Source organism: Pseudoalteromonas sp. 2CM39R (genome assembly GCF_023161845.1).
The window spans coordinates 268798-291472 of the sequence record NZ_JALNTM010000008.1 but is presented as its reverse complement, the minus strand read 5'-3'; the positions used below and the strand labels follow the sequence as shown (position 1 = coordinate 291472).

General features: G+C 41.6%; 22 protein-coding genes. 18 read left to right on the top strand and 4 right to left on the bottom strand.

Annotated features, from left to right (window positions below; translation table 11 throughout):
- Positions 1-41 precede the first annotated feature (41 nt).
- The 12 genes from MTF66_RS19445 (at position 42) to MTF66_RS19390 (ending at position 11575) form a co-directional block, all read left to right on the top strand.
- Positions 42-629: an alpha-ketoglutarate-dependent dioxygenase AlkB gene (locus tag MTF66_RS19445; RefSeq protein WP_248528050.1), complete on the top strand. Its 588-nt coding sequence runs from the start codon at positions 42-44 to the stop codon at positions 627-629.
- A gap of 73 nt (positions 630-702) precedes the next feature.
- The gene (locus MTF66_RS19440; RefSeq protein WP_175080492.1) at positions 703-1014 is read left to right on the top strand and encodes a BolA family transcriptional regulator; all 312 of its coding nucleotides are present in this window, start codon (positions 703-705) and stop codon (positions 1012-1014) included.
- Between the two features lie 375 nt (positions 1015-1389).
- A complete protein-coding gene (gene fabV, locus MTF66_RS19435) occupies positions 1390-2583 on the top strand; it encodes an enoyl-ACP reductase FabV (protein WP_058586502.1) in 1194 nt (397 codons plus the stop codon).
- A gap of 348 nt (positions 2584-2931) precedes the next feature.
- A complete protein-coding gene (locus MTF66_RS19430; RefSeq protein ID WP_058586535.1) occupies positions 2932-4275 on the top strand; it encodes a Na(+)-translocating NADH-quinone reductase subunit A in 1344 nt (447 codons plus the stop codon).
- Between the two features lie 4 nt (positions 4276-4279).
- The gene (locus MTF66_RS19425; RefSeq protein ID WP_054554279.1) at positions 4280-5482 is read left to right on the top strand and encodes an NADH:ubiquinone reductase (Na(+)-transporting) subunit B; all 1203 of its coding nucleotides are present in this window, start codon (positions 4280-4282) and stop codon (positions 5480-5482) included.
- Positions 5475-6227 carry a Na(+)-translocating NADH-quinone reductase subunit C gene (locus MTF66_RS19420; protein WP_054562304.1) on the top strand — a complete coding sequence of 251 codons (753 nt, stop codon included), beginning with the start codon at positions 5475-5477 and terminating at the stop codon, positions 6225-6227. The genes MTF66_RS19425 and MTF66_RS19420 overlap by 8 nt, the downstream gene beginning before the upstream one ends.
- A complete protein-coding gene (locus tag MTF66_RS19415; RefSeq protein ID WP_054554281.1) occupies positions 6227-6859 on the top strand; it encodes an NADH:ubiquinone reductase (Na(+)-transporting) subunit D in 633 nt (210 codons plus the stop codon). Before MTF66_RS19420 ends, MTF66_RS19415 begins: the two co-directional genes overlap by 1 nt.
- A 10-nt stretch (positions 6860-6869) precedes the next feature.
- Positions 6870-7478 (top strand): NADH:ubiquinone reductase (Na(+)-transporting) subunit E, encoded by a 609-nt coding sequence (gene nqrE, locus MTF66_RS19410; protein WP_016708692.1) that lies wholly within the window; start codon positions 6870-6872, stop codon positions 7476-7478.
- Between the two features lie 19 nt (positions 7479-7497).
- A complete protein-coding gene (nqrF, locus tag MTF66_RS19405; RefSeq protein ID WP_058586501.1) occupies positions 7498-8724 on the top strand; it encodes an NADH:ubiquinone reductase (Na(+)-transporting) subunit F in 1227 nt (408 codons plus the stop codon).
- Positions 8725-8836: 112 nt separating this feature from the next.
- Positions 8837-9868: an FAD:protein FMN transferase gene (locus tag MTF66_RS19400; RefSeq protein WP_248528048.1), complete on the top strand. Its 1032-nt coding sequence runs from the start codon at positions 8837-8839 to the stop codon at positions 9866-9868.
- A 341-nt stretch (positions 9869-10209) separates the two neighbouring features.
- Positions 10210-10422 carry a (Na+)-NQR maturation NqrM gene (gene nqrM / locus MTF66_RS19395; protein WP_036966498.1) on the top strand — a complete coding sequence of 71 codons (213 nt, stop codon included), beginning with the start codon at positions 10210-10212 and terminating at the stop codon, positions 10420-10422.
- A 175-nt stretch (positions 10423-10597) separates the two neighbouring features.
- Positions 10598-11575, top strand: a complete 978-nt coding sequence (locus tag MTF66_RS19390; RefSeq protein WP_248528046.1) for a transposase — start codon at positions 10598-10600, stop codon at positions 11573-11575.
- A 213-nt stretch (positions 11576-11788) separates the two neighbouring features.
- On the opposite strand, the gene MTF66_RS19385 is transcribed toward MTF66_RS19390, so the two are convergent.
- Complete coding sequence (locus MTF66_RS19385) at positions 11789-13144, bottom strand: M14 metallopeptidase family protein (RefSeq protein WP_248528043.1); 1356 nt, start codon at positions 13142-13144, stop codon at positions 11789-11791.
- 415 nt (positions 13145-13559) lie between these two features.
- Between MTF66_RS19385 and MTF66_RS19380 the strand changes: the two genes are divergently transcribed.
- From MTF66_RS19380 to cyoE, 6 genes are all read left to right on the top strand, one after another.
- Positions 13560-13979 (top strand): hypothetical protein, encoded by a 420-nt coding sequence (locus tag MTF66_RS19380; protein WP_055197879.1) that lies wholly within the window; start codon positions 13560-13562, stop codon positions 13977-13979.
- A 236-nt stretch (positions 13980-14215) separates the two neighbouring features.
- Positions 14216-15130: a ubiquinol oxidase subunit II gene (cyoA, locus tag MTF66_RS19375; protein ID WP_054562298.1), complete on the top strand. Its 915-nt coding sequence runs from the start codon at positions 14216-14218 to the stop codon at positions 15128-15130.
- A gap of 2 nt (positions 15131-15132) precedes the next feature.
- Positions 15133-17121, top strand: a complete 1989-nt coding sequence (gene cyoB / locus MTF66_RS19370; RefSeq protein ID WP_248528041.1) for a cytochrome o ubiquinol oxidase subunit I — start codon at positions 15133-15135, stop codon at positions 17119-17121.
- Positions 17118-17753 (top strand): cytochrome o ubiquinol oxidase subunit III, encoded by a 636-nt coding sequence (gene cyoC / locus MTF66_RS19365; protein WP_248528038.1) that lies wholly within the window; start codon positions 17118-17120, stop codon positions 17751-17753. Before cyoB ends, cyoC begins: the two co-directional genes overlap by 4 nt.
- A complete protein-coding gene (gene cyoD, locus MTF66_RS19360; RefSeq protein ID WP_175080008.1) occupies positions 17753-18112 on the top strand; it encodes a cytochrome o ubiquinol oxidase subunit IV in 360 nt (119 codons plus the stop codon). The genes cyoC and cyoD overlap by 1 nt, the downstream gene beginning before the upstream one ends.
- Positions 18113-18254: 142 nt before the next feature.
- Positions 18255-19139 (top strand): heme o synthase, encoded by an 885-nt coding sequence (gene cyoE / locus MTF66_RS19355; protein WP_054554292.1) that lies wholly within the window; start codon positions 18255-18257, stop codon positions 19137-19139.
- An 81-nt stretch (positions 19140-19220) separates the two neighbouring features.
- Here the strand turns inward: cyoE and MTF66_RS19350 are convergent, their stop codons facing one another.
- From MTF66_RS19350 to ettA, 3 genes are all read right to left on the bottom strand, one after another.
- Positions 19221-20129 (bottom strand): histone deacetylase, encoded by a 909-nt coding sequence (locus MTF66_RS19350; protein ID WP_248528036.1) that lies wholly within the window; start codon positions 20127-20129, stop codon positions 19221-19223.
- Positions 20130-20182: 53 nt separating this feature from the next.
- Positions 20183-20548, bottom strand: a complete 366-nt coding sequence (locus MTF66_RS19345) for a PilZ domain-containing protein (protein WP_055020656.1) — start codon at positions 20546-20548, stop codon at positions 20183-20185.
- Positions 20549-20826: 278 nt separating this feature from the next.
- On the bottom strand, positions 20827-22500 hold the full coding sequence (ettA, locus tag MTF66_RS19340) for an energy-dependent translational throttle protein EttA (protein WP_054562291.1): 1674 nt from the start codon (positions 22498-22500) through the stop codon (positions 20827-20829).
- Between the last annotated feature and the right edge of the window lie 175 nt (positions 22501-22675).

Below are 22675 nucleotides of genomic sequence, written 5' to 3'. Positions count from 1 at the left end.
CATGATTTTACGAATGTATTAATGTATAGGTAAATTCTAACATGCAACAGCCAAACGCCAACCCTAATCATTTACCTGATGGGTTTTCTTACCAAGCTAATACATTGAGCGCACAAAAAAGCCTCGAATTATTTTACTATCTTCAGCAGCAGCTCAATTGGCAACAACCAACTATAAAGGTGTACGGAAAAAGCCATGTGATCCCACGTTTGCAATGCTTTATTGCTGATCAGAACGTAAGTTATGGTTACTCGGGTTCACAGTTAATCGTTGAGCCATGGCCAGAGGTACTTGATGCTATGCGTGTACGCTTATCAAGAACTTTGCAGATACCATTTAATGCGCTTTTAGTTAATTTGTATCGAGATGGTCAAGATTGTATGGGCTGGCATAGTGATGATGAGAAAGAGCTTGGGGAGCAACCAACAATCGCTTCTGTATCATTAGGGGCCGAACGGGTATTTAAAATAAAGCACAAACATAATAATGAACAACATAGCATTGTGCTGCAAAGTGGTAGCTGTTTAATCATGAATGGTTTTAGCCAGCGCGATTACCAGCATAGTTTGCCAAAGCAGCAAAGACTCAAACACCCTCGAATTAATCTTACCTTTCGTTCAATCATATAAAATCATTGGCAAAATGACTCATGCCCTTGATATAGTAGCTGCCAATTATTTTCTTATTAAAGGTCTATGACACATGTCAATGCAACAACAAATAGAGCAAAAGCTTGCTGCGGGTATCGAATGTAAACACCTGAATGTTGTCAATGAAAGCCATATGCATAGCCGTGGAACTGAATCGCATTTTAAAGTGGTGATTGTGAGTGAAGAATTTGCAGGTAAACGTTTACTTGCCCGTCACCGTCAAATTAATGAGCTATTAAAAGATGAATTAGCAAACCATATTCATGCATTAGCGATTCACACATTTACTCCAGAAGAGTTTAGTGAACAACATGGACAGGCACCTGAATCACCTAAATGCTTAGGTGGCTCAAAGTTCGACTAAATTAGAAGGACAGTCACCTAAAGTTAGAAGTACAGTCACTCAAAGTTAGAAGGACAGTCACTCAAAGTTAGAAGGACAGTCACTCAAAGTTAGAAGGACAGTCACTCAAAGTTAGAAGGACAGTCACTCAAAGTTAGCAGGACAGTCACTCAAAGTTAGCAGGACAGTCACTCAAAGTTAGCAGGACAGTCACTCAAAGTTAGCAGGACAGCCACCTAAAGTTAGAAGGACAGTCACTCGAGACTGCTTGTCACTTGGGGTTTTAAGCTCGAAAGATTTAAGTGGGTCTGAAAAGTTTTACTGATCAGACCTGTATTTTAACTATTAGCCTTTAAACTAGCGCTAATTTTTATTGTGATAGATATAGGATGATCAATGGTCATTAAGCCGAAAATTCGTGGATTTATCTGCACTAACGCGCATCCAGTAGGGTGTGCTGAGCACGTACAAGAACAAATTAATTATGTGAAAGCGCAAGGACCACTGAGCAATGCACCTAAGAATGTATTAGTGATTGGTGCGTCTACAGGTTACGGCCTAGCATCACGTATCACGGCTGCATTTGGTGGCGGTGCTAAAACGTTAGGTATTTTCTTTGAAAAAGAAGGTAGCGAACGCAAAACGGGTTCTGCAGGTTGGTACAACACCGCAGCATTCCAAGCAGCCGCTGAAGAAGCTGGTTTATGGTCTAAAAATATCAATGGCGATGCGTTTTCTAACGAAATCAAGCAAAAAGCAATTGATACTATCAAAGCTGATTTAGGTAAAATTGATTTAGTTATCTACAGCCTTGCGTCACCTCGTCGTACTGATCCAAATACAGGCGAAACTTACTCATCTACACTTAAGCCTATTGGCTCAGATATCACCACGAAGAACCTAAACACTTCAAAGCGTGTGATTGATGAAGTAACAGTTGAAGCAGCAAGCCAAGAAGACATCGACAATACAATTAAAGTAATGGGCGGTGAAGATTGGGAAATGTGGATTGACGCATTAAAAGAAGCGGATGTGTTAGCTGATAACTTCAAAACAACAGCCTACACTTATATCGGTAAAGAGTTAACGTGGCCAATTTATGGTCATGCGACAATTGGTAAAGCGAAAGAAGATCTTGACCGTGCAACACAAGCAATCAAAGAGTCTACAAAAGGCTTAAATGGCGAAGCGTATGTTTCTTCATTAAATGCGGTTGTGACACAAGCAAGCTCGGCAATTCCAATTATGCCTTTATATATCTCTGCTTTATTCAAAGTAATGAAAGCAGACGGGACTTACGAAGGTACCATTGAGCAAATTCACTCACTATTTACTGAAAACCTTTACGGTGAAACACCACGTTTTGACGAAGGTGGTCATTTATTCCAAAACTACAAAGAGTTAGAAGATGATGTTCAAGCTCGTGTACAACATGTTTGGGATACAGTAGATACAGATACAATTGACGAATTAACGGATTACGTAGGTTACCATAATGAGTTTTTACGTTTATTCGGTTTTGGTATCGACAGTGTTGATTACGAGCAAGATGTGAATCCTGATGTTGCGATTTCACAGCTGATCGATTAATCGCTAAACAAACTTGATTTTGTAAAGTCGCTTTTTTAAGCGACTTTTTTGTTTATGGGTGAAAATAAAACATCATCAATAGCACTTTGGTCTATATTGAATTTTATTCAAAAGGTTTTTGTAGTCTAAATAACCGTATCTGTCGTATAAATTTCATATTTGCTCTCGCATAGTCACCCTGATTGATGTTAAAATTCGGGCAATATATGTGAGGAGTTTACTGCGTTGCTTGTTTGGGGTGTTAAACAGGCTATTCTTTGATACTTAGAGTTTAACTTGAGCATATCAAATGGCGACGTGGTTGGTACGATTTTTCAGTTTCTTTCCGTTAATGTAATGCAAGTGCGTATGATCAACATAAAAAAAGGTCTGGATTTACCGATAGAGGGCGCACCTCAGCAAGTTATTCACGATGGTTCTGCCGTCAAACGTGTAGCTGTGCTAGGTGAAGAATATATTGGTATGCGTCCAACCATGCATGTTCGCGTGGATGACCAAGTCAAAAAAGGCCAGGTACTTTTTGAAGACAAAAAGAACCCAGGCGTCTTATTTACTGCACCAGCTTCTGGGGTAGTTAAAGAAATTAATCGTGGTGCTAAACGTGTGCTGCAATCTGTTGTTATTGAAGTTAATGGCAGTGAGCAAATCACCTTTGACTCTTTCAAGGCCGACGAGCTTTCGGGCTTAGACCGTGAAAAAGTTAAAGAAGTACTAGTTCAGTCAGGTCAATGGACAGCACTACGTGCTCGCCCATTCAGCAGAGTAGCTGCTTTGGATGCAAATCCTAGCTCTATCTTTGTAACGGCTATCGACACTAACCCGCTAGCTGCAGATCCTGCAGTAATCATTGCTGAAAACACTGCAGCATTTGAAGCAGGTTTAGCTGTGGTATCTCGTTTAACTGACGGCAAAGTATTTGTTTGTAAACAAGCTGGTAGCCAAGTGCCTAGTTCATCAATCCCTCAAGTAGAAGTACATGAGTTTGGTGGCAAGCATCCGGCAGGTCTTGTTGGTACACACATTCATAACTTAGACCCAGTTTCTGCAAGCAAGCAGGTTTGGCACTTAGGTTACCAAGACGTAATCGCGTTTGGTAATTTATTCCTAACAGGTGAAATCTTCACAGACCGTGTTGTTTCTCTTGCTGGTCCACGTGTTAAAAACCCACGCTTAGTGAAAACTCAGCTAGGTGCATCTTTAGATGATTTAGTTGCTGGTGAATTAGAAGACGGTGATAACCGTGTAATTTCTGGTTCTGTATTATCAGGCGCTATCTCTCAAGGTCCACACGCGTTCTTAGGTCGTTACCATGTTCAAGTATCTGTATTACTTGAAGGTCGCGAAAAAGAGCTATTCGGTTGGATCGCACCAGGTGCTAACAAGTTCTCAGTAACACGTACCTTCTTATCTCACCTTGCTCCTAGCCGTCTATTTAACATGACGACTTCAACAGGTGGTTCGAAGCGTGCCATGGTTCCAATTGGTAGCTATGAGCGTGTTATGCCTTTAGACATCCTACCTACACTATTATTACGTGATTTAATCGCACGTGATCTTGATGGTGCTATTTCGTTAGGTGCGCTAGAGCTTGATGAAGAAGATTTAGCATTATGTACCTTCGTTTGTCCAGGTAAATACGAGTACGGTTCAATCCTACGCGATTGCTTGACTACGATCGAGAAGGAAGGCTAGAGAGATGGGTTTAAAGAAATTTCTAGAAGATATTGAGCCGCATTTTGAACCGGGTGGTAAACACGAAAAATGGTATGCGCTTTACGAAGCTGCAGCGACTATTTTCTACACGCCTGGTTATGTAAATAAAGGCAAAACACACGTTCGCGATAACATCGACCTAAAACGTATGATGATTTTAGTGTGGATGGCGACGTTCCCTGCAATGTTCTTTGGTATGTTCAACATCGGTCATCAGGCCGCTGGTGCTTTAGCGCAAGGTTTTGAACTAGCAAACACATGGCAAGTTGGTCTGTTCCAATTATTCGGTGGTGAATTAACTGCTGACTCTGGTTGGGGCGCTAAAATGTTTTACGGTGCCTGCTTCTTCCTACCTATATACGCAGTAACGTTTGCTGTGGGTGGTTTCTGGGAAGTACTATTTGCTTCAGTGCGTAAGCACGAAGTAAATGAAGGTTTCTTCGTAACATCTGTATTATTCGCACTAATCCTGCCTGCGACGATTCCTTTATGGCAAGTTGCACTAGGTATTACGTTTGGTGTTGTAATCGCTAAAGAAATCTTTGGTGGTACAGGTCGTAACTTCCTTAACCCTGCTCTTGCCGGTCGTGCGTTCTTATTCTTCGCATACCCAGCGCAAATTTCAGGTGACACAGTATGGACAGCAGTAGATTCATTCTCTGGTGCAACTATGCTTGGCCAAGCTGTTGTTGGTTCACTTGATTACAGCAACATGGAGTTATGGTGGAATGCGTTCTACGGTTTCATTCAAGGTTCTATGGGTGAGACGTCAACACTAGCACTATTAATCGGTGGTTTATTCCTAATTTACGTGCGTATCGCTTCATGGCGTATCGTACTAGGTGTATTCCTAGGTATGGTTGCAACGGCATTCTTACTAAATACAATTGGTTCAGAAACCAATGCTGTATTTGCTATGCCTTGGCACTGGCACTTAGTTCTTGGTGGTTTTGCATTTGGTATGTTCTTCATGGCAACAGACCCTGTATCTGCATCATTCACAGACAAAGGTAAGTTCGCTTACGGTGCGTTAATCGGCTTTATGGTTGTAATGATCCGTGTTGTTAACCCGGCATTCCCAGAAGGTATGATGCTAGCAATCTTATTTGCTAACTTATTTGCACCATTATTCGATCACTTTGTAGTGCAAGCTAATATCAAGCGGAGGTTGGCACGTAATGTCTAGTAATAACGAATCAATCGGCAAAACGCTAACCGTTGTTGTTGCACTATGTTTAGTGTGTGCAATCATCGTATCGTTTGCTTCAGTTCAGCTTCGTCCTTTACAGCAAGCTAACAAAACACAAGATATCCAACGTAATATCTTAGCGGCTGCAGGCATTGAAGTATCAGGTACTGTGTCAGATACCTTTAACTCAAAAATTGAAGCACGTGTTGTAGACATGAACACAGGTGAGTTTGTTGAAGGTGCTGATCCTAACTCATTTGACTTCGAGAAAACAAAATTCGACCAGGCTCGTAGCTTTGCGTTGAAAGCAGAAGGAATTAAAGACATCGCTGGTATTCAGCGTATGACAAAAAATTCACCTGTATATATTTCGAAGAAACCTGATGGTTCTACAGACGCAATCATTCTACCAATCCAAGGTTACGGCCTTTGGGGTGTAATGTACGGCTTCTTAGCGCTTGAAAGCGATGGTGAAACAGTTAAAAACATCAACTTCTTCAAGCACAACGAAACGCCAGGTCTAGGTGGTGAAATTCAAAATCCACAATGGACTGCTAAATGGCAAGGTAAAGAGTTACCAATCAATATCATGAAGAGTGGTGCGAAGAACGAACATCAAATCGATGGTCTTTCTGGTGCAACATTAACTTCAAACGGTGTTGATCACACAGTTGACTTCTGGACTGGCGAGCATGGCTTTGGTCCATTCCTTGCGAAAGTACGTGAAGGAGCGTTGAAATAATGGCTGATACTAAAGAAATGAAGTCGGTCCTATTTGGCCCGGTATTCGCAAATAACCCGATCGCATTACAAGTACTAGGTATTTGTTCTGCGCTAGCGGTAACATCAAGCTTAAAAAATGCACTAATCATGTCAATCGCATTGACACTAGTAACTGCGTTTTCTAGCTTGTTTATTTCGTCAATTCGTAACCACATCCCATCATCTGTACGTATCATCGTGCAAATGACGATCATCGCATCACTTGTAATCGTTGTTGACCAAGTACTGCAAGCATTCTCTTATGCAACTGCTAAAGAGCTTTCAGTATTCGTTGGTCTAATCATTACAAACTGTATCGTAATGGGTCGTGCTGAAGCATACGCAATGAAGTCACCACCGTTAATGTCTTTCTTAGACGGTATCGGTAACGGTTTAGGCTACTCAGTAGTACTACTAACTGTTGGTTTCATCCGTGAGTTATTCGGTAAAGGTTCACTATTCGGTGTTGATATTATTCCATTAGTTCAAAATGGTGGCTGGTATCAACCAATGGGTCTATTGATTTTACCACCGAGTGCATTCTTCATTATTGGTTTATTCATCTGGGTACTTCGTACCTTCAAGAAAGACCAAGTAGAAGCAAAAGCGTAAGGGGCGAGCAGTGGAACATTATATTAGTTTATTTGTAAAAGCGGTTTTCATTGAAAACTTAGCTTTAGCCTTCTTCCTAGGTATGTGTACTTTCCTTGCTGTATCAAAGAAAGTAACAACTTCAATCGGCCTAGGTGTGGCAGTTATCGTGGTACTAGGTATCTCAGTACCTGTAAATAACTTGGTTTATCACGCTGTTCTTGCACCAGGTGCATTAGAGTGGCTTGGCTACCCAGAAGCAGACCTTAGCTTCTTACGTTTCTTGACTTTCATCGGTGTTATTGCAGCACTTGTACAAATTCTTGAAATGGCATTAGATAAGTTCTTCCCTGCACTTTACAACGCGTTAGGTATCTTCTTACCACTGATCACAGTTAACTGTGCGATCTTCGGTGCGGTATCTTTCATGGTTGAGCGTAACTATAACTTCGGCGAGTCTGTTGTTTATGGTATCGGTTCAGGTGTGGGCTGGGCACTAGCAATTACTTTACTTGCTGGTATCCGTGAAAAAATGAAGTACTCAGACGTTCCTGATGGCTTACGTGGTTTAGGTATTACTTTCATCACTGTTGGTCTTATGGGTCTTGGCTTTATGTCATTCTCTGGTATTTCACTTTAATAGGTAGCGAGGATAAATCATGAATGAGATTTTCTTAGGCGTTGGTGTTTTCATCGCTATCGTTGTTATTTTAGTTTTAGTTATCATTGGTGCTAAATCTAAATTAGTAGCAAGCGGCGATATCATCATCGGAATTAATGGCGATCCAGAAAAAGCTATTAAAACATCTGCAGGTAGCAAGCTATTAGGCGCGCTAGCTGATTCAGGTATCTTCGTTTCATCTGCATGTGGTGGCGGTGGCTCTTGTGGTCAGTGTCGTGTACACATCAAAGAAGGTGGCGGCGATATCTTACCAACAGAACTTGATCACATCTCTAAAGGTGAAGCTCGTGAAGGCTGCCGTTTAGCGTGTCAGGTAAATGTTAAGACCGACATGGAAATTGAACTTGAAGAGTCAATTTTCGGTGTTAAAAAGTGGGACTGTACTGTTATCTCTAACGATAACAAGGCAACGTTCATCAAGGAACTTAAGTTACAAATTCCTGATGGCGAGTCAGTACCTTTCCGTGCCGGTGGTTATATTCAAATTGAAGCACCAGCTCACCACGTTAAATACGCTGATTTCGATATTCCAGAAGAGTATCGTGGCGACTGGAACCACTTCGGTTTCTTCGATCTGGAGTCTAAAGTAGACGACGAAACAATTCGTGCATACTCAATGGCTAACTACCCAGAAGAAGAAGGCATCATCATGCTTAACGTGCGTATCGCTACGCCGCCGCCAAGAGACCTAAGCCTTCCATGTGGTAAAATGTCTTCGTACATTTGGTCATTAAAAGAAGGTGATAAAGTGACTATTTCTGGCCCATTCGGTGAGTTCTTCGCGAAAGACACTGATGCAGAAATGGTATTCGTAGGTGGTGGTGCAGGTATGGCACCAATGCGTTCACATATCTTTGACCAACTTAAGCGTTTAAAATCTAAGCGTAAGATGAGCTTCTGGTATGGTGCGCGTTCTAAGCGTGAAATGTTCTACGTAGAAGATTTCGACGGCTTAGCAGCAGAAAACGATAACTTTGTATGGCACACAGCACTGTCTGATCCACAACCAGAAGATAACTGGGAAGGTTACACAGGCTTCATCCATAACGTACTTTATGAAAACTACTTGAAAGATCATGAAGCGCCTGAAGATTGTGAGTTCTACATGTGTGGTCCTCCAATGATGAACGCGGCTGTTATCAACATGCTTAAAGATCTTGGTGTAGAAGACGAAAACATCTTATTAGATGACTTCGGTGGCTAACACCATACACAAAACAATAAGTTTTGGTTAGAATACAAGCCTCGTAGCACATAGTGTTACGAGGCTTTTTTATTTCTATACCTAACCCTGTGGTATCTAAAAGGTGAATGCTATGAATAGAGTGTTTTATCGCCAAGGCTTGATGGCCTTTTTTCTATTAACTATGACTTTACTCATGGCTGGCTGCAGCCAAGCTGATAAGGCTGAAGAGCTTTATTTTGAAGGTAAGACAATGGGCACCACTTATCATATTAAGGTGTTTGCAGAGTCTTCAAAGGTTGCAGGTGTTGATTTACATCCTGAAATTAAGCAAGTGCTTAAAGATGTAAATCAATCTATGTCGACTTACATTCCTGATTCAGAAATTAACCAGTTTAACCAGTTACCAGCAGGACAGGTAATGCCAATAAGTGCTGATTTTAGAAACGTGGTAGCTGAATCGATTCGCCTTGGCGAATCAACAAAAACGTTAGATGTGACTATGGGACCACTTATTGATTTGTGGGGCTTTGGTCCAGATAAAAAGCCGACTAAACGCCCAAGCGATGAAGCCTTGACGGCAATGATTGCCAAAATTGGTGTTGATAAGCTTAAACTTACAGATGCTGGCCTGATGAAAACAATTGATGGGTTAGAGCTATCGTTTTCTGCCACAGCAAAAGGCTATGGTATTGATAGAGTAGCACAAGTGATTGAAAGCCATGGTTTCACTAATTATATGGTTGAGATAGGTGGTGAGTTACGTGTATCGGGTATTAAGCCAAACAATATCACTTGGAAAATAGCTATTGAACAGCCTGATGCTGAGCCAGGCGTGCGTAAAGTACATAAAGTAATTGAGCCGGGTACTAATGGTATTGCGACATCAGGTGATTACCGAATTTTTTACGAAATGGATGGTGTTACCTATAGCCACTTAATTGACCCTGTAACAGGTATGCCGAGCCGTCATGATTTGGTATCAGTTACTGTTATACACCCATCAGCGATGACTGCAGATGGCTTAGCGACGGCAATCACAGTGATGGGCATGGAAAAAGCGCAGAAATACGCTGAAGAGCACGATTTGCCAGTGTACTTAATTGGTAAGTCAGACAATGGCTTAGTAACTTATTCAAGCCCTGCATTTAAACCATATTTGTAGCAGGGCAAGAAGCAGTGCATACCCAATCGACCCCAAGATGCAGAATTCAGCGTTTCACAGGTGCTTAATATCAAGGCGTTACTTTGCAACAATGGCAGTCCCTTTTAAAAAGTAACAACGATGAGAGTAAGCGCCTGTGAAGCGCCCAAAGGGTTGGTTTAAAAGCGATTTATACTGCGTTATTGATTTTAACAATAAAACCACTATTGCTTGCAATCAATGCCTTGCCTAAATCGCTTTTAATTCCAACTGAAACTCGCACCTTGAGGTGGTTTGGGTATATAATACATGCAGCCTAATTAATTAGGCTCGATTTAATTGCTGACGATAGGGGCAAAGCAATGTCACTTTTTCTTCTTACATTTGGTCTACTCATTTTAATTGTGGCAGCGATGGCTGTCGGCATGATTGTGCAAAAGAAATCTATGGCCAGTAGTTGTGGTGGCCTAGGTGCTGTTGGTATCGACAAGGCCTGCGACTGCGACGACCCATGTGACAAGCGTAAAAAGCGCATGGCAAAAGAACAAGCCTGGAAAGAGAATCAAATTCTCTAACCACAGAAAAAGCGCCCAAAGGCGCTTTTTTAATACTTAAATTTTACAAGGACAGTCACTATTTTTATATGGACAGTCACTCTTATCTGTTAACTTAATCTTGCGGCAAAACGGATTTTGTCTACACTTTAATTACAGCTAATGCATTTCAAATTATCAGTTCAAGGAGTGGACGATGGCTTTAGCAAGGAAGCGGCAAATCTGCTTGTCGAACACCAAGTATTATCACTGCGTATCCCGTTGCGTTAGACGCGCCTACCTTTGTGGGGAAGACGCACTCACCGGTAAATCATATGAACACCGCAGAGGGTGGGTTGAGGAGCGCCTGCTTTTTCTTGCAAAGATATTTTGCATTGATGTATGTGCTTATGCGGTGATGAGCAATCATACTCATCTTGTGCTTTATGTTGATGATAAAAAAGCAAATAGGTTAACCGACAAGGCCATCCTTTTACGCTGGTTTAAGCTCAGTAAAATGACCCCTTTAGGTCAAAAATTCCTTCATGGTCAGCCTTTAAGTGACGGCCAACAAGTCTTCTTAAATAAAGAGGTTGCAGAGTACAGGGCACGCCTTTCAAGCATTAGTTGGTTTATGCGAATGCTTAATGAATATATAGCTAGGCGTGCAAATAAAGAAGACGAGTGTACAGGGCACTTTTGGGAAGGGCGCTTTAAAAGCCAAGCATTACTTGATGAGTCGGCGCTTTTAGCATGTATGGCCTATGTTGATTTAAACCCTGTTCGTGCTATAGCTGCGAGGACGCCGGAGCAATCGGACTATACCAGTTTTAAAAAGCGATTCCAGAGTGCGAAGGGGTCAAAGCAACCTAAGGTACTAGCTCGTTTTATTGGTGGCATGAGTAAGTATAAATCAAAGGGTATACCTTTTGAGTTAAAGTCATACCTGTTACTCGTGGAGCAAACTGGGCGTTGTATCAGCGCGGATAAGCCGGGATATATAGAGCATCATTTACCTCCTATTCTTGAAAGGCTAAATTTCGAAGCTGAAAACTGGTTAACACTAACAACTCAATTTGAAAACTTATTTCGTGGAGCTGCAGGTCGAGTGGGGGCTATCGAAAGTTATTGCAGTAAAACTGCTCGTAAGCGACGAAGTAACCTAGCAAGCTGTAAGTTATTACTTGCTAGTTAACCTTAAATTTCTCTCGACTTTTATTTTTTGTAAACTCTTGCAGCTAACTTGTGCTTTTAATTCTCATAAAGCTAAATCTTTTATCTTGGTTTTTATTATTAGATTAAGCTAATAGGGTAGTTTGCCTAAACAGCTATTATTTTAGGTTACAAATTTAAGGTATTTGGAGATTTAACAGGCACTTTTAAGAGTGCCTGTCCTTTTAAATCGTGTTTAATCTAAATTAATTAGATTAGCCCCTAAAACTGCGTACTTATTTTTGCCATTTGATTGTAAGAAAAAGGCGGCAGGTGCATGAAGTGAAGGTATTGATGTAAATACACTTTTGCATGCGTAAACAGGCCATTTAGAGGTATTTTTTAACTTGCTCAAATCACCCGAAAAACAACTATACCCTTGCTTTAAAAGCTCTTTATATTTATTTTCGGTAAGTTTTAATGTCTCATTTAAAACAAAACTGTTACCTACCTTAAAGTTCAGGCTGCTTGCATCTAAACTGGTGTAACCTTGGCGGATACTGCTTATATCACCCAATTCTTTAATTATGGGTGACTGTCCTTTGTTGTTTATTGCAATATCTATCTGGTAATCACCAAGTTCACTCTTTACTGTTACATCGTCTATTAGTAAGTCTACCCAATTGTCTTTAGCGTTAAATGGAATAGCGTGGTACTGGGCTATTTTAGCGCTTTTCCATTCCTCCGAAGTTATTGAATTAATTGCATTTTTATATAAAACACGGTTAACTTTACGTGCTATTTGGCGATTTGGGTCGTTTGGGTAAGCTCCTGACTCAATTAATATAGTTCGGATACCTTTTTCCGAAAAAGTATCTCCAAAACTGCGATAAGAGTAACTGTCGTTGTACTTTCCTAAGTGCCCTGGGATCATTGATTCAACCGTTTTGGCTAAGTGGGCAATAAACTGCATAGCCTCACCACGACTTTTATTTACTTCTCTTGCTTCATTATAGGCGGGTGCTAGCACTGAAATAGTGGCTTGTTTTCCCATTTTACCTGCACCGTAATATGCATTCTGATCATGTAAATTAAAGCCAAAATCAGGTTTGAATGCATCTGCCGCAGTCATGAGTATTTGTCCTTCTTTTGTGCGAAGGGCTTTAGCATCACGATTTAAGTCAATACCTTGTGCATTATGGCGAGTTTGAGCTGCAGCGCCATCCGGGTTCACCATAGGGATTATGAGAAGAGTTATTTTCTGTTGCCAGCTTTCTAGCCATTGTGCGTTTTCATCTGCGGTTATAAAGCTTAAAAAATCCATTAGTGCGGCAGTAGCTGTATTTTCGTCGCCGTGCATTTGGCTCCACATCATCACTTTGATTGGGCCTGTGCCGATTTTAAGAGAGTTAAGTGCCTGTCCTTGGAAAGAGGTGCCTAATTGTTTTAGTGTAACGCTTGGGTGTTTTGCTGCGCTTTTTAAGTGTGGCTTTATATCGGCGTAGTAAATCGCAGGTTTATCTAAGCCTGCTACAGCGGTGTCTTCAATCGTACTTGCGAATGTCGTGTTACTTAATACTAAAAGGGCTGTGGCGAGTGCATATAGGCGCATAATTATCTCTTTTATTCTTTATTTTAATACTATCAAGAATATTATATTTTTAACGGTTTGGCTAATCCTTGTTCAGTATTAAAGCTTTGATTGCTACTGACTAAGTATGCTTTAAAGCGCTATTTTTATGCTATTTTCTTTTTCTTCATCGCATTTCGCTATATAAAATACAGTATTACTTTTAAAGGCTTAGCTTTAATAAGTTGGTTTTTTTACAGTTTTTTATCAAGCTGATAAACAATACTTAACCGTGTGCTGTTAAATTCTACTTGTACCGTCTGTTGACTTTGTTATACTCCACATCGAAATTTCAGTAATTACTGAAACTTTATTGATGAAGATCATGTTACCGCATTTAAAAATAGGGTAAGCCACTTACCTCAAATGCAGTAAAAGCGATAAAAAGGCGTGAGTTTTGCGAGCAATTAATCAGTCACAAGGTGTCAAACAGTCTAGCTTAGCTAGGTTGCAATTGGCTGCGCGTGCGTTTTTTGCTGGTAAAGAGCTAATGTCAGTTTTAGCCTTGTTGCTGATTAATTCAGCGATGCTAATCAACGGTACATTAGAAGATGCTCAAGGGTTAAGAAGCTTATTAAGCGAAGGTGCTTTATACGAAACACCATTGCTTAACGTGTTGAGTTTTTTAGCTTACCCAGTGGTGTCTTGCCAATTACTTATTGGTTTATGCTGGTTGGTCTTCCATTTCTTCCCTGCGCGTCGTGCAGGTGTCATTTTACGTAAAGCGGCCTTCGCTGCACGTGAAACGATAAAGTCTTTAGTAGTACACAGCGCTCATGGCTGTCGTGCTCCTCCTCGTGTAAGTGGTTGTCTGTAAATAAGCTTTGTTGCTTAAGTTCAGCCATTTTAGTCATTTTCTAAGTTGTCTTTACTAAGCACCTAGTGGGATTTTTACGCCCAAATTTCAGTCAGCCAACCTAAAATCCCTCACTTTTTAGCGTGCCTATTTGTCGTGCTCGTTAGTCAGCCGAGGGATATCTGTAGCATCTGTTGCAGAAAAGCGTCGTGTTCTTATTTCGACAAGTGTTAACTTTTAGGTTGTAGGATATTCCTTTGTCAATTCGAAACCTTTGTAATATTGCTCTAGCGTCTTTAGTGCTGGCTTTGTCTGGCTGTAAAGGCGGGGTACTCGATCCAAAAGGTCAAATTGGTGTCGACGAGAAGTATTTAATTATCGTAGCTACGGTGTTAATGCTGATTGTTGTGATTCCAGTTATTGCCATGACAATTTATTTTGCATGGAAATACCGTGATGGACGAGATCAAGAAATTTACGCTCCAAAGTGGGCGCACTCTAATAAGATTGAAGCTGTAGTTTGGACCATTCCTATCATCATCGTTGCGATTTTAGGTGTGATCACGTGGCAGTCAACGCAACAACTTGACCCATATAAACCACTTGAGGGTAAAGGTAAGCACCTTACTGTTGAGGTTGTTTCTTTGAACTGGAAATGGCTATTCATTTATCCAGAGCAAGGCATCGCCACAGTGAATGAGCTTGTTTTTCCTGCCAATGTGCCAGTGCAGTACAAGATCACCTCAGAAAGCACCATGAACTCGTTTTTCATTCCACAGCTTGGTAGCCAAATTTACTCAATGGCCGGTATGGAAACAAAGCTTCACTTAATCGCTGATGAGCCGGGTACTTTTAAAGGCTTTTCTGCTAACTACAGTGGTGCAGGTTTCACTGGTATGAAGTTTGATGCCATTGCAACAGCCACAGAAGCTGATTTCGATGCTTGGGTAAACAAAGTAAAAAATACCGGTTCTGCATTGACTAAGCAAAGCTATGTTGAACTTGCAAAACCAAGTGAATACGACCCAGTTAAATACTATGCCAGCGTAGATAAAGATATGTTCCATTCAATCGTAATGAAATATATGCAAGCGCATGGCTCTCACGGTGCAATGCAACACGCTATGCCAGAGCACTCAGCTCATAAGAAGCACAGCGAGGACGAGGAATAATCATGTCGTTGTTAGGTAAATTAACATTAGACGCAATCCCGTTTCATGAACCAATTATCATGGTTACCATGACGGTTGTTGCTGTCTTAGGTCTGTTAGTGGCAGGCTTAGTAACAAAATATAAAAAGTGGGGCGTGATTTGGCACGACTGGATCACCTCAATTGACCATAAGCGTTTAGGTGTCATGTACATCATTCTTGCGCTTATCATGCTTTTCCGTGGTTTCGCGGATGCCATTATGATGCGACTGCAATTAGCAATGGCTACCGGCGGTGCAAGTGGTTACTTACCACCAGAGCACTATGACCAAATCTTTACGGCACACGGGGTGATCATGATCATCTTTATGGCGATGCCGTTTATGATTGGTTTAATGAACATCATTTTACCGCTGCAAATTGGTGCCCGTGATGTTGCATTCCCATTCTTAAATAACCTTAGCTTTTGGTTAACTGCTGGCGGCGCAATCCTAATCAATATCTCATTATTCTTTGGTGAGTTTGCGAAAACGGGTTGGGTGGCATATCCACCGTTGTCAGAGTTGTCATTCAGTCCAGGTGTCGGGGTCGACTATTATATATGGGCCTTGCAGATATCCGGCTTGGGTACCTTATTAACATCGGTAAACTTCTTAGCGACTGTATTTAAAATGCGTGCACCAGGCATGACATTAATGAAAATGCCTATTTTTACTTGGGCATGCACGTGGGCGAATATCTTAATTGCTGCATCGTTCCCAATTTTAACGGCTGTACTAGCAATGCTAACGCTTGACCGTTATCTCGATTTCCACTTCTTCACGAATGAATTAGGTGGTAACGCGATGATGTACATCAACTTATTCTGGGCATGGGGTCACCCTGAGGTTTACATTCTGATCTTACCTGCATTTGGTATTTTCTCAGAAGTTATCTCAACGTTTGCGGGTAAACGCCTGTTTGGTTATAAGTCGATGGTTTATGCAAGCGGTGCAATTTCGATTTTAGGTTTCATCGTTTGGCTTCACCACTTCTTTACTATGGGCTCAAGCGCTAACGTTAATGCCTTCTTTGGTGTTATGACCATGGTTATTGCGGTGCCGACCGGGGTTAAGTTGTTTAACTGGTTATTCACTATGTATCGTGGTCGTTTACGTATTACTGTGCCTGTCCTTTGGACTTTAGGTTTTATGGTGACGTTCACTATCGGTGGTATGACCGGCGTGTTACTTGCTATTCCTGGTGCTGACTACGTATTACATAACAGCTTATTCTTAATCGCTCACTTCCATAACACCATCATTGGTGGTGCGGTATTTGGTTATTTAGCTGGTTTTGCGTTTTGGTTCCCTAAAGCAATGGGCTTCAAACTTGACGAGAGCTGGGGCAGAAGATCTTTCTGGTGCTGGTTAATTGGTTTCTTCGTGGCATTTATGCCGTTATACGTACTTGGTTTCTTAGGTATGACACGTCGCTTAAACCACACAAACAACCCTGATTGGAACATTTGGTTATACATTGCAGCTGGCGGTGCGGTGATCATTATGTTCGGTATCTTGTTCCAAGTTGTACAACTTGTAGTGAGCTTCAAAAACCGCGAGCAACTTGATGATACAACGGGCGATCCGTGGAACGGTCATACCCTTGAGTGGGCATCTGCTTCACCTCCGCAGTACTACAACTTTGCGAAAATCCCACATGTTGATGACATCGATGCGTGGACAGACATGAAAGAAAAAGGCTTAGCTTACAAGCAAGAAGCCTCTTATAGCCCAATTCATATGCCAAAGAATACATCGGCAGGTGTATTAATGAGCGCAGCTTTAACAACCTTCTGTTTTGCCATGATCTGGCACATTTGGTGGCTTGCAGCCTTTGGTTTACTGGGTGCAATCGTGGTGTTTATCAAACGTTGTTACACCAGCGATGTTGATTACTACGTGCAACCAGATGAAATTGTTGAACTAGAAACGGCTCACCATACAGCCGCTACTAAGGAGGTGAATGCATGAGTACCATTTCTGCAGGACTCGACACCTTAAACGGCGCACAAGGTCATGTTGATGCACATGACCATGAGCACCACGATACAGGTGGTAACACCGTATTTGGTTTCTGGCTTTACCTTATGACTGACTGTTTGTTGTTTGCATCATTTTTTGCAACCTACGCAGTATTGTTCATGAACACTGCTGGCGGTGTGTCGGGTAAAGACATTTTTGAACTTGATTTTGTTGCGGTTGAAACTGCAGCTCTACTACTTAGTAGTATCACTTTTGGTTTTGCGATGATTTCGGCTCATGGGCAGAAAAAGGCGGCTACATTAACTTGGTTGCTGGTTACCTTTGCCTTTGGTGCAGTGTTTATTGGTATGGAAGTATACGAATTTCATCACCTAATTGCACATGGTAATGGCCCACAGCAAAGTGCCTTTTTAACATCGTTCTTCTCTTTAGTGGGCTTACACGGTCTTCACGTAACAGCCGGTCTTATTTGGATGACTGTCCTGATGATTGAAGTTGTGCGCCGTGGTTTAAACCCACAAACAGTGACACGCCTAAGTTGTTTAAGCCTATTTTGGCATTTCTTAGATGTGGTGTGGATCTGTGTATTTACCGTTGTTTATTTAATGGGAGCAATGTAATGAGCCACAGTGAATCACATGTAATGAATAACTTAGAAGTTCATGCACAAAATGAACAATCACATGGCAGCGTTAAAGACTATTTAATTGGTTTTGTATTGTCAGTGGTTTTAACGGCTATTCCATTTTGGGCTGTGATGAGTGGTTCGTTTTCTAAAACGACCACTGCATGGTGCATCGTGAGCATGGCGATTGTGCAAATTTGGGTGCATTTGAAATATTTCTTACACCTAAACTTCAAAACTGAAGACGGCAAGGCAAGTTCATTGTCGTTTATCTTTAGTGCTTTAATCATTGTAATGGTGGTTGGTTTGTCGGTGTGGATCATCTACGAATCGAACGCCATGATGATGTACTAATAACAATTACTTGGTAATTGGTAAAAAGATTTACGAAAGGAGCTGGTTAGTCTGAGGTTGTGTCTCCAGTTCTCACAGTCTGTTACTAACTAGTTTCTTTCGTAATATTGCGTTTGTGCTGAAAATTAGAGGAGTCGAGGAAGTGTTTCGACGTTATTTAAATGTCACTAAACCTGGCATTATCATGGGCAATTTGATCTCTGTCGCGGGGGGATTCTTGCTAGCCTCTCGCGGTGATATTGACCCATGGTTAATGATCGCAACCTTACTAGGGTTATCTTTAGTAGTGGCATCAGGATGCGCGATCAATAACGTAATTGATCGTGATATTGATGTTGCTATGGCGCGCACTCGCAAACGCGTCACAGTGACTGGCGAAATGTCAGCAAAGGCGGCTATGGCACATGGCATCGTGCTTGGTGTTATTGGTTTCGGGTTATTAGCTGTGTATACCAACGTAGTGGCACTCTTATTTGCTACTTTTGGTTACGTCATCTACGTAGGTGTGTACAGCTTATATATGAAACGTCGTTCTGTGTACGGCACCTTTGTAGGAAGTTTATCTGGCGCAGTACCGCCTGTAGTGGGTTATTGTGCCGTAACTGGGCAGTTTGATGCTGGTGCTGTGATTTTATTGGTTATGTTTAGTCTATGGCAAATGCCTCATTCATATGCAATTGCAATCTTTCGTTATAACGACTACCAAGCGGCCAGAATTCCTGTGTTACCAGTAGCGCAGGGGATCGAGAAGGCAAAGCATCACATTGTTTTATATATCGCCGTGTATGCGTTGGTTGTGATGTTATTAACCATTAGTGGTTATACAGGTTTAGCCTTTATGGCTGTAGCTTGTACAACGAGTTTTTGGTGGTTGCTAATGGCGCTTCGTGGCTATCGTCGCAATATAGACGTAAGCGGCTGGGCGCGCCAAGTGTTTGCTTTTTCAATTGTAAACATCACGGTTTTGAGCATAGCGATGGCTTTAGATTACCATTCGGTAGCTCCACAGCTACTTGTTTTAACTTAGAAAAAAGTTGCTAACATATCCCAATGTTACAGTAGCAAAGGCCCGGTTTTTTCTCCACCGGGCCTTTTTTCTTTGTTGTTTTTAAAATCGAGCAGCTTGCTCTACCACAATGCCATGACGAGCCGCTAAACGGCGATGGTCTTTATCATAACCACCACCAATTACTGTTGCGACAGGTACATTGTGCTCAAGGCAACGTTTGAGAACTAAATAGTCTCGTTGCGCTATCCCTTGCCAGCTTATATCAAGTTTTCCTAAGCCATCTTGCTGCCATACATCTACACCTGCATCATAAAGCACTAAATCTGGGTTTAGGGTGTTTAATAAATAACTCAGAGTATCGTCAACAACGCCTAGGTATTCACTATCAGCGACATTCGGTGCTAAACCTATGTCTAAATCGCTGGCTGATTTTCGAAACGGAAAATTCTTTTCACAGTGAATAGAGCAAGTATAGGCGTAGGGCTGATGCGCCAGCATTGCTGCGGTACCATCACCTTGATGAACATCTAAATCAAAAATAAGTATATTGGTCACTTCACCACTTTTTATCAGGGTTTCGCTGGTAAAAGCGAGGTCGTTTACCATGCAATAGCCTGAGCCAAAATCAGTATGGGCATGATGAGTGCCACCCGCTAAGTGACAAGCAATGCCATGTTTAAGTGCTAAACGTGCTGTTTGTAAGGTGCCTAGAGGCGCAGTAAAGGTACGTGCCATCAGCTCTTTTGACCAAGGTAAGCCAATACGGCGCATCGCTTTTTCATCTAAGCGGTTGTGCCGAAGGTCGTGGATATAGTTTTCGCAGTGCACTAATTCAAGGGGCTCAGGGCTGCCAAGCATCGGTTGAGTTAGGTTGTCATTTATTAATCCAAGGTTTTGTACATGCTCATATAAATAAGCAAACTTACTCATCACAAAGCGATGGTTAGGATCGAAACTAAACGAGTAATTTGGGTGATACACCAAGGGTAAGTGGGGATTTAACTGCATAGCTCATTGAATAGCTGAATTTGCTACAGCATAACGAATCTACCGACAAATGTTTACTCTGGCGCGTGAATTAAATGAGCTAACTCGCGATGTAATAATGCTTCATCGCCCAGATTGAGCTCAATCAATCGTTTTAAGTGAGTAATACTATCAATATCGATATGTTCGCAGCGAAGGCCTGCATGCTGATGCTCAACATGGCACAGCTCCACTTGCATTTTAATCTCGATGGTTGACTCTGGCAGGGTAAAGATTAAGTCAGCTTTACTATGAATAGGCACTAAAAATGAATCACTTTTAGTAATTAGCGCACCTTGCAAAGATAAATCAAGTAACTGACAGTGATAGTCGTTATCTTCGATACGAAGGATCGCAGGGCAAGAAAATAATACCCGCGAAAACTCTCTGCGTTCATTCATAGCTGTATCTCCAACTTTATTAACGTATACCAATCCGTAATAATACTTAATCATTTTGAGGGATTAAATCTGTCGCTACCTGCGTAAAAAACTTCTGATTTAGAGCAACTAAATAACGAAATTTTTGCCTTGCTATCAACGAGGTTTCCTTGCCTCAAAATAGACCACTTAATTAAACGAATTGGTATTAATGAGTATAGATCATAATGGAGTGAGTGATAGTAAAGCTTAATGCAACAAAAAAGCCCCTAAATAGGGGCTTTTAGAGTATCAGCTAATTAGCCAATTTTTTTGTATTTAATACGCTTAGGTTGTGCCGCTTCTGCGCCTAAGGTTTTCTTCAACCACTCTTCGTATTCTGTGTAGTTACCATCGAAGAAGTTTATTTGGCCTTCGTCACGGTAATCAAGAATATGTGTAGCAATACGGTCAAGGAACCAACGGTCATGCGAGATACACATTACACAGCCTGGGAACTCTAAAATAGCGTTCTCAAGTGCACGTAGTGTTTCAACGTCTAGGTCATTGGTTGGCTCATCCAGTAGTAATACGTTGCCACCTGCTTTTAATAGCTTAGCTAGGTGTAAACGGTTGCGCTCACCACCTGATAGGTCTTTAACGAATTTTTGTTGGTCGTTACCTTTGAAGTTAAAGCGGCCAACATAGGCACGGCTTGGGAATTCAAAGTTACCAATTTTTAATACGTCTTGGCCGTTAGAGATTTCTTGGAAAACAGTGTTGCTTTCGTCCATGTCGCCACGGAACTGATCAACCGTTGCAAGCTCAACTGTGTCACCAACAATGATCTCACCGCTATCAGGCGTTTCTTCACCACTTAGCATTTTGAATAGCGTTGATTTACCCGCACCATTGGCACCGATGATACCTACGATAGCGCCTTTCGGCATTGCAAAGTTTAAGTCATCGATTAATACACGGTCGCCAAAGCTCTTCTTCAGGCCTTTAACTTCGATAACTTGGTCACCTAAGCGTGGACCCGGTGGAATGAATAGTTCATTCGTTTCGTTACGCTTTTGGTAATCGTTTTGCTGAAGCTCAGAGAACTGTGCCATACGTGCTTTAGACTTAGCTTGACGGCCTTTCGGATTTGAACGTACCCATTCAAGTTCTTGTGCGATTGATTTTTGACGTGCTTTTTCAGATTTCTGTTCTTGTTGTAAACGTAAATCTTTTTGCTCAAGCCACGATGAGTAGTTACCTTCCCAAGGAATACCTTCACCACGGTCAAGTTCTAAAATCCAACCTGCTACGTTATCTAAGAAGTAACGGTCGTGGGTTACAGCAACCACGGTACCTTCGTAGTCGTGTAAGAAGCGCTCTAACCAAGCAACTGACTCAGCGTCTAAGTGGTTGGTCGGTTCGTCAAGAATAAGCATATCTGGTTTTTCAAGTAGTAAACGACAGATCGCAACACGGCGACGCTCACCACCCGAAAGGTGTTCAATTTTTGCATCCCAAGGTGGAAGGCGTAATGCATCAGCTGCACGCTCTAACACGTTGTCGATATTGTGACCATCGTGTGCTTGGATGATAGCTTCTAGTTCGCCTTGTTCTTTCGCAAGTGCATCGAAGTCAGCACCGTCCATTGCATACTCGTTGTATACTTCATCAAGACGATTTAGAGCATTTTTAACTTCGCTTACTGCTTCTTCAACTGTTTCGCGAACTGTTTTGCTTTCGTCTAGTACAGGTTCTTGCGGTAAGTAACCGATTTTAGTGCCTGGTTGAGGGCGAGCTTCACCTTCAAAGTCTTGGTCAACACCAGCCATAATGCGAAGTAACGTTGATTTCCCTGCACCGTTAAGACCTAGCACACCAATTTTTGCGCCTGGGAAAAAGTGTAAAGAAATATCTTTTAAGATAGTGCGCTTAGGTGGCACAACCTTAGAAACTCGACTCATCGAGAATATAAACTTATCTGGTAACACCATGAAAGGAGCCTTCAATTTATAAGAAAAATTAACAGCGTATATTGTAGAGGCTCTGTCGCGTATACGTCAACGAAACAGGCTTTTATGGGCTTTGCTTTCAAACAATTAAAATTCATTTGGACATCTAAACATCTAGAGGTTGAAATTTCTAACTATCCGTTCATAATTAGCAGTC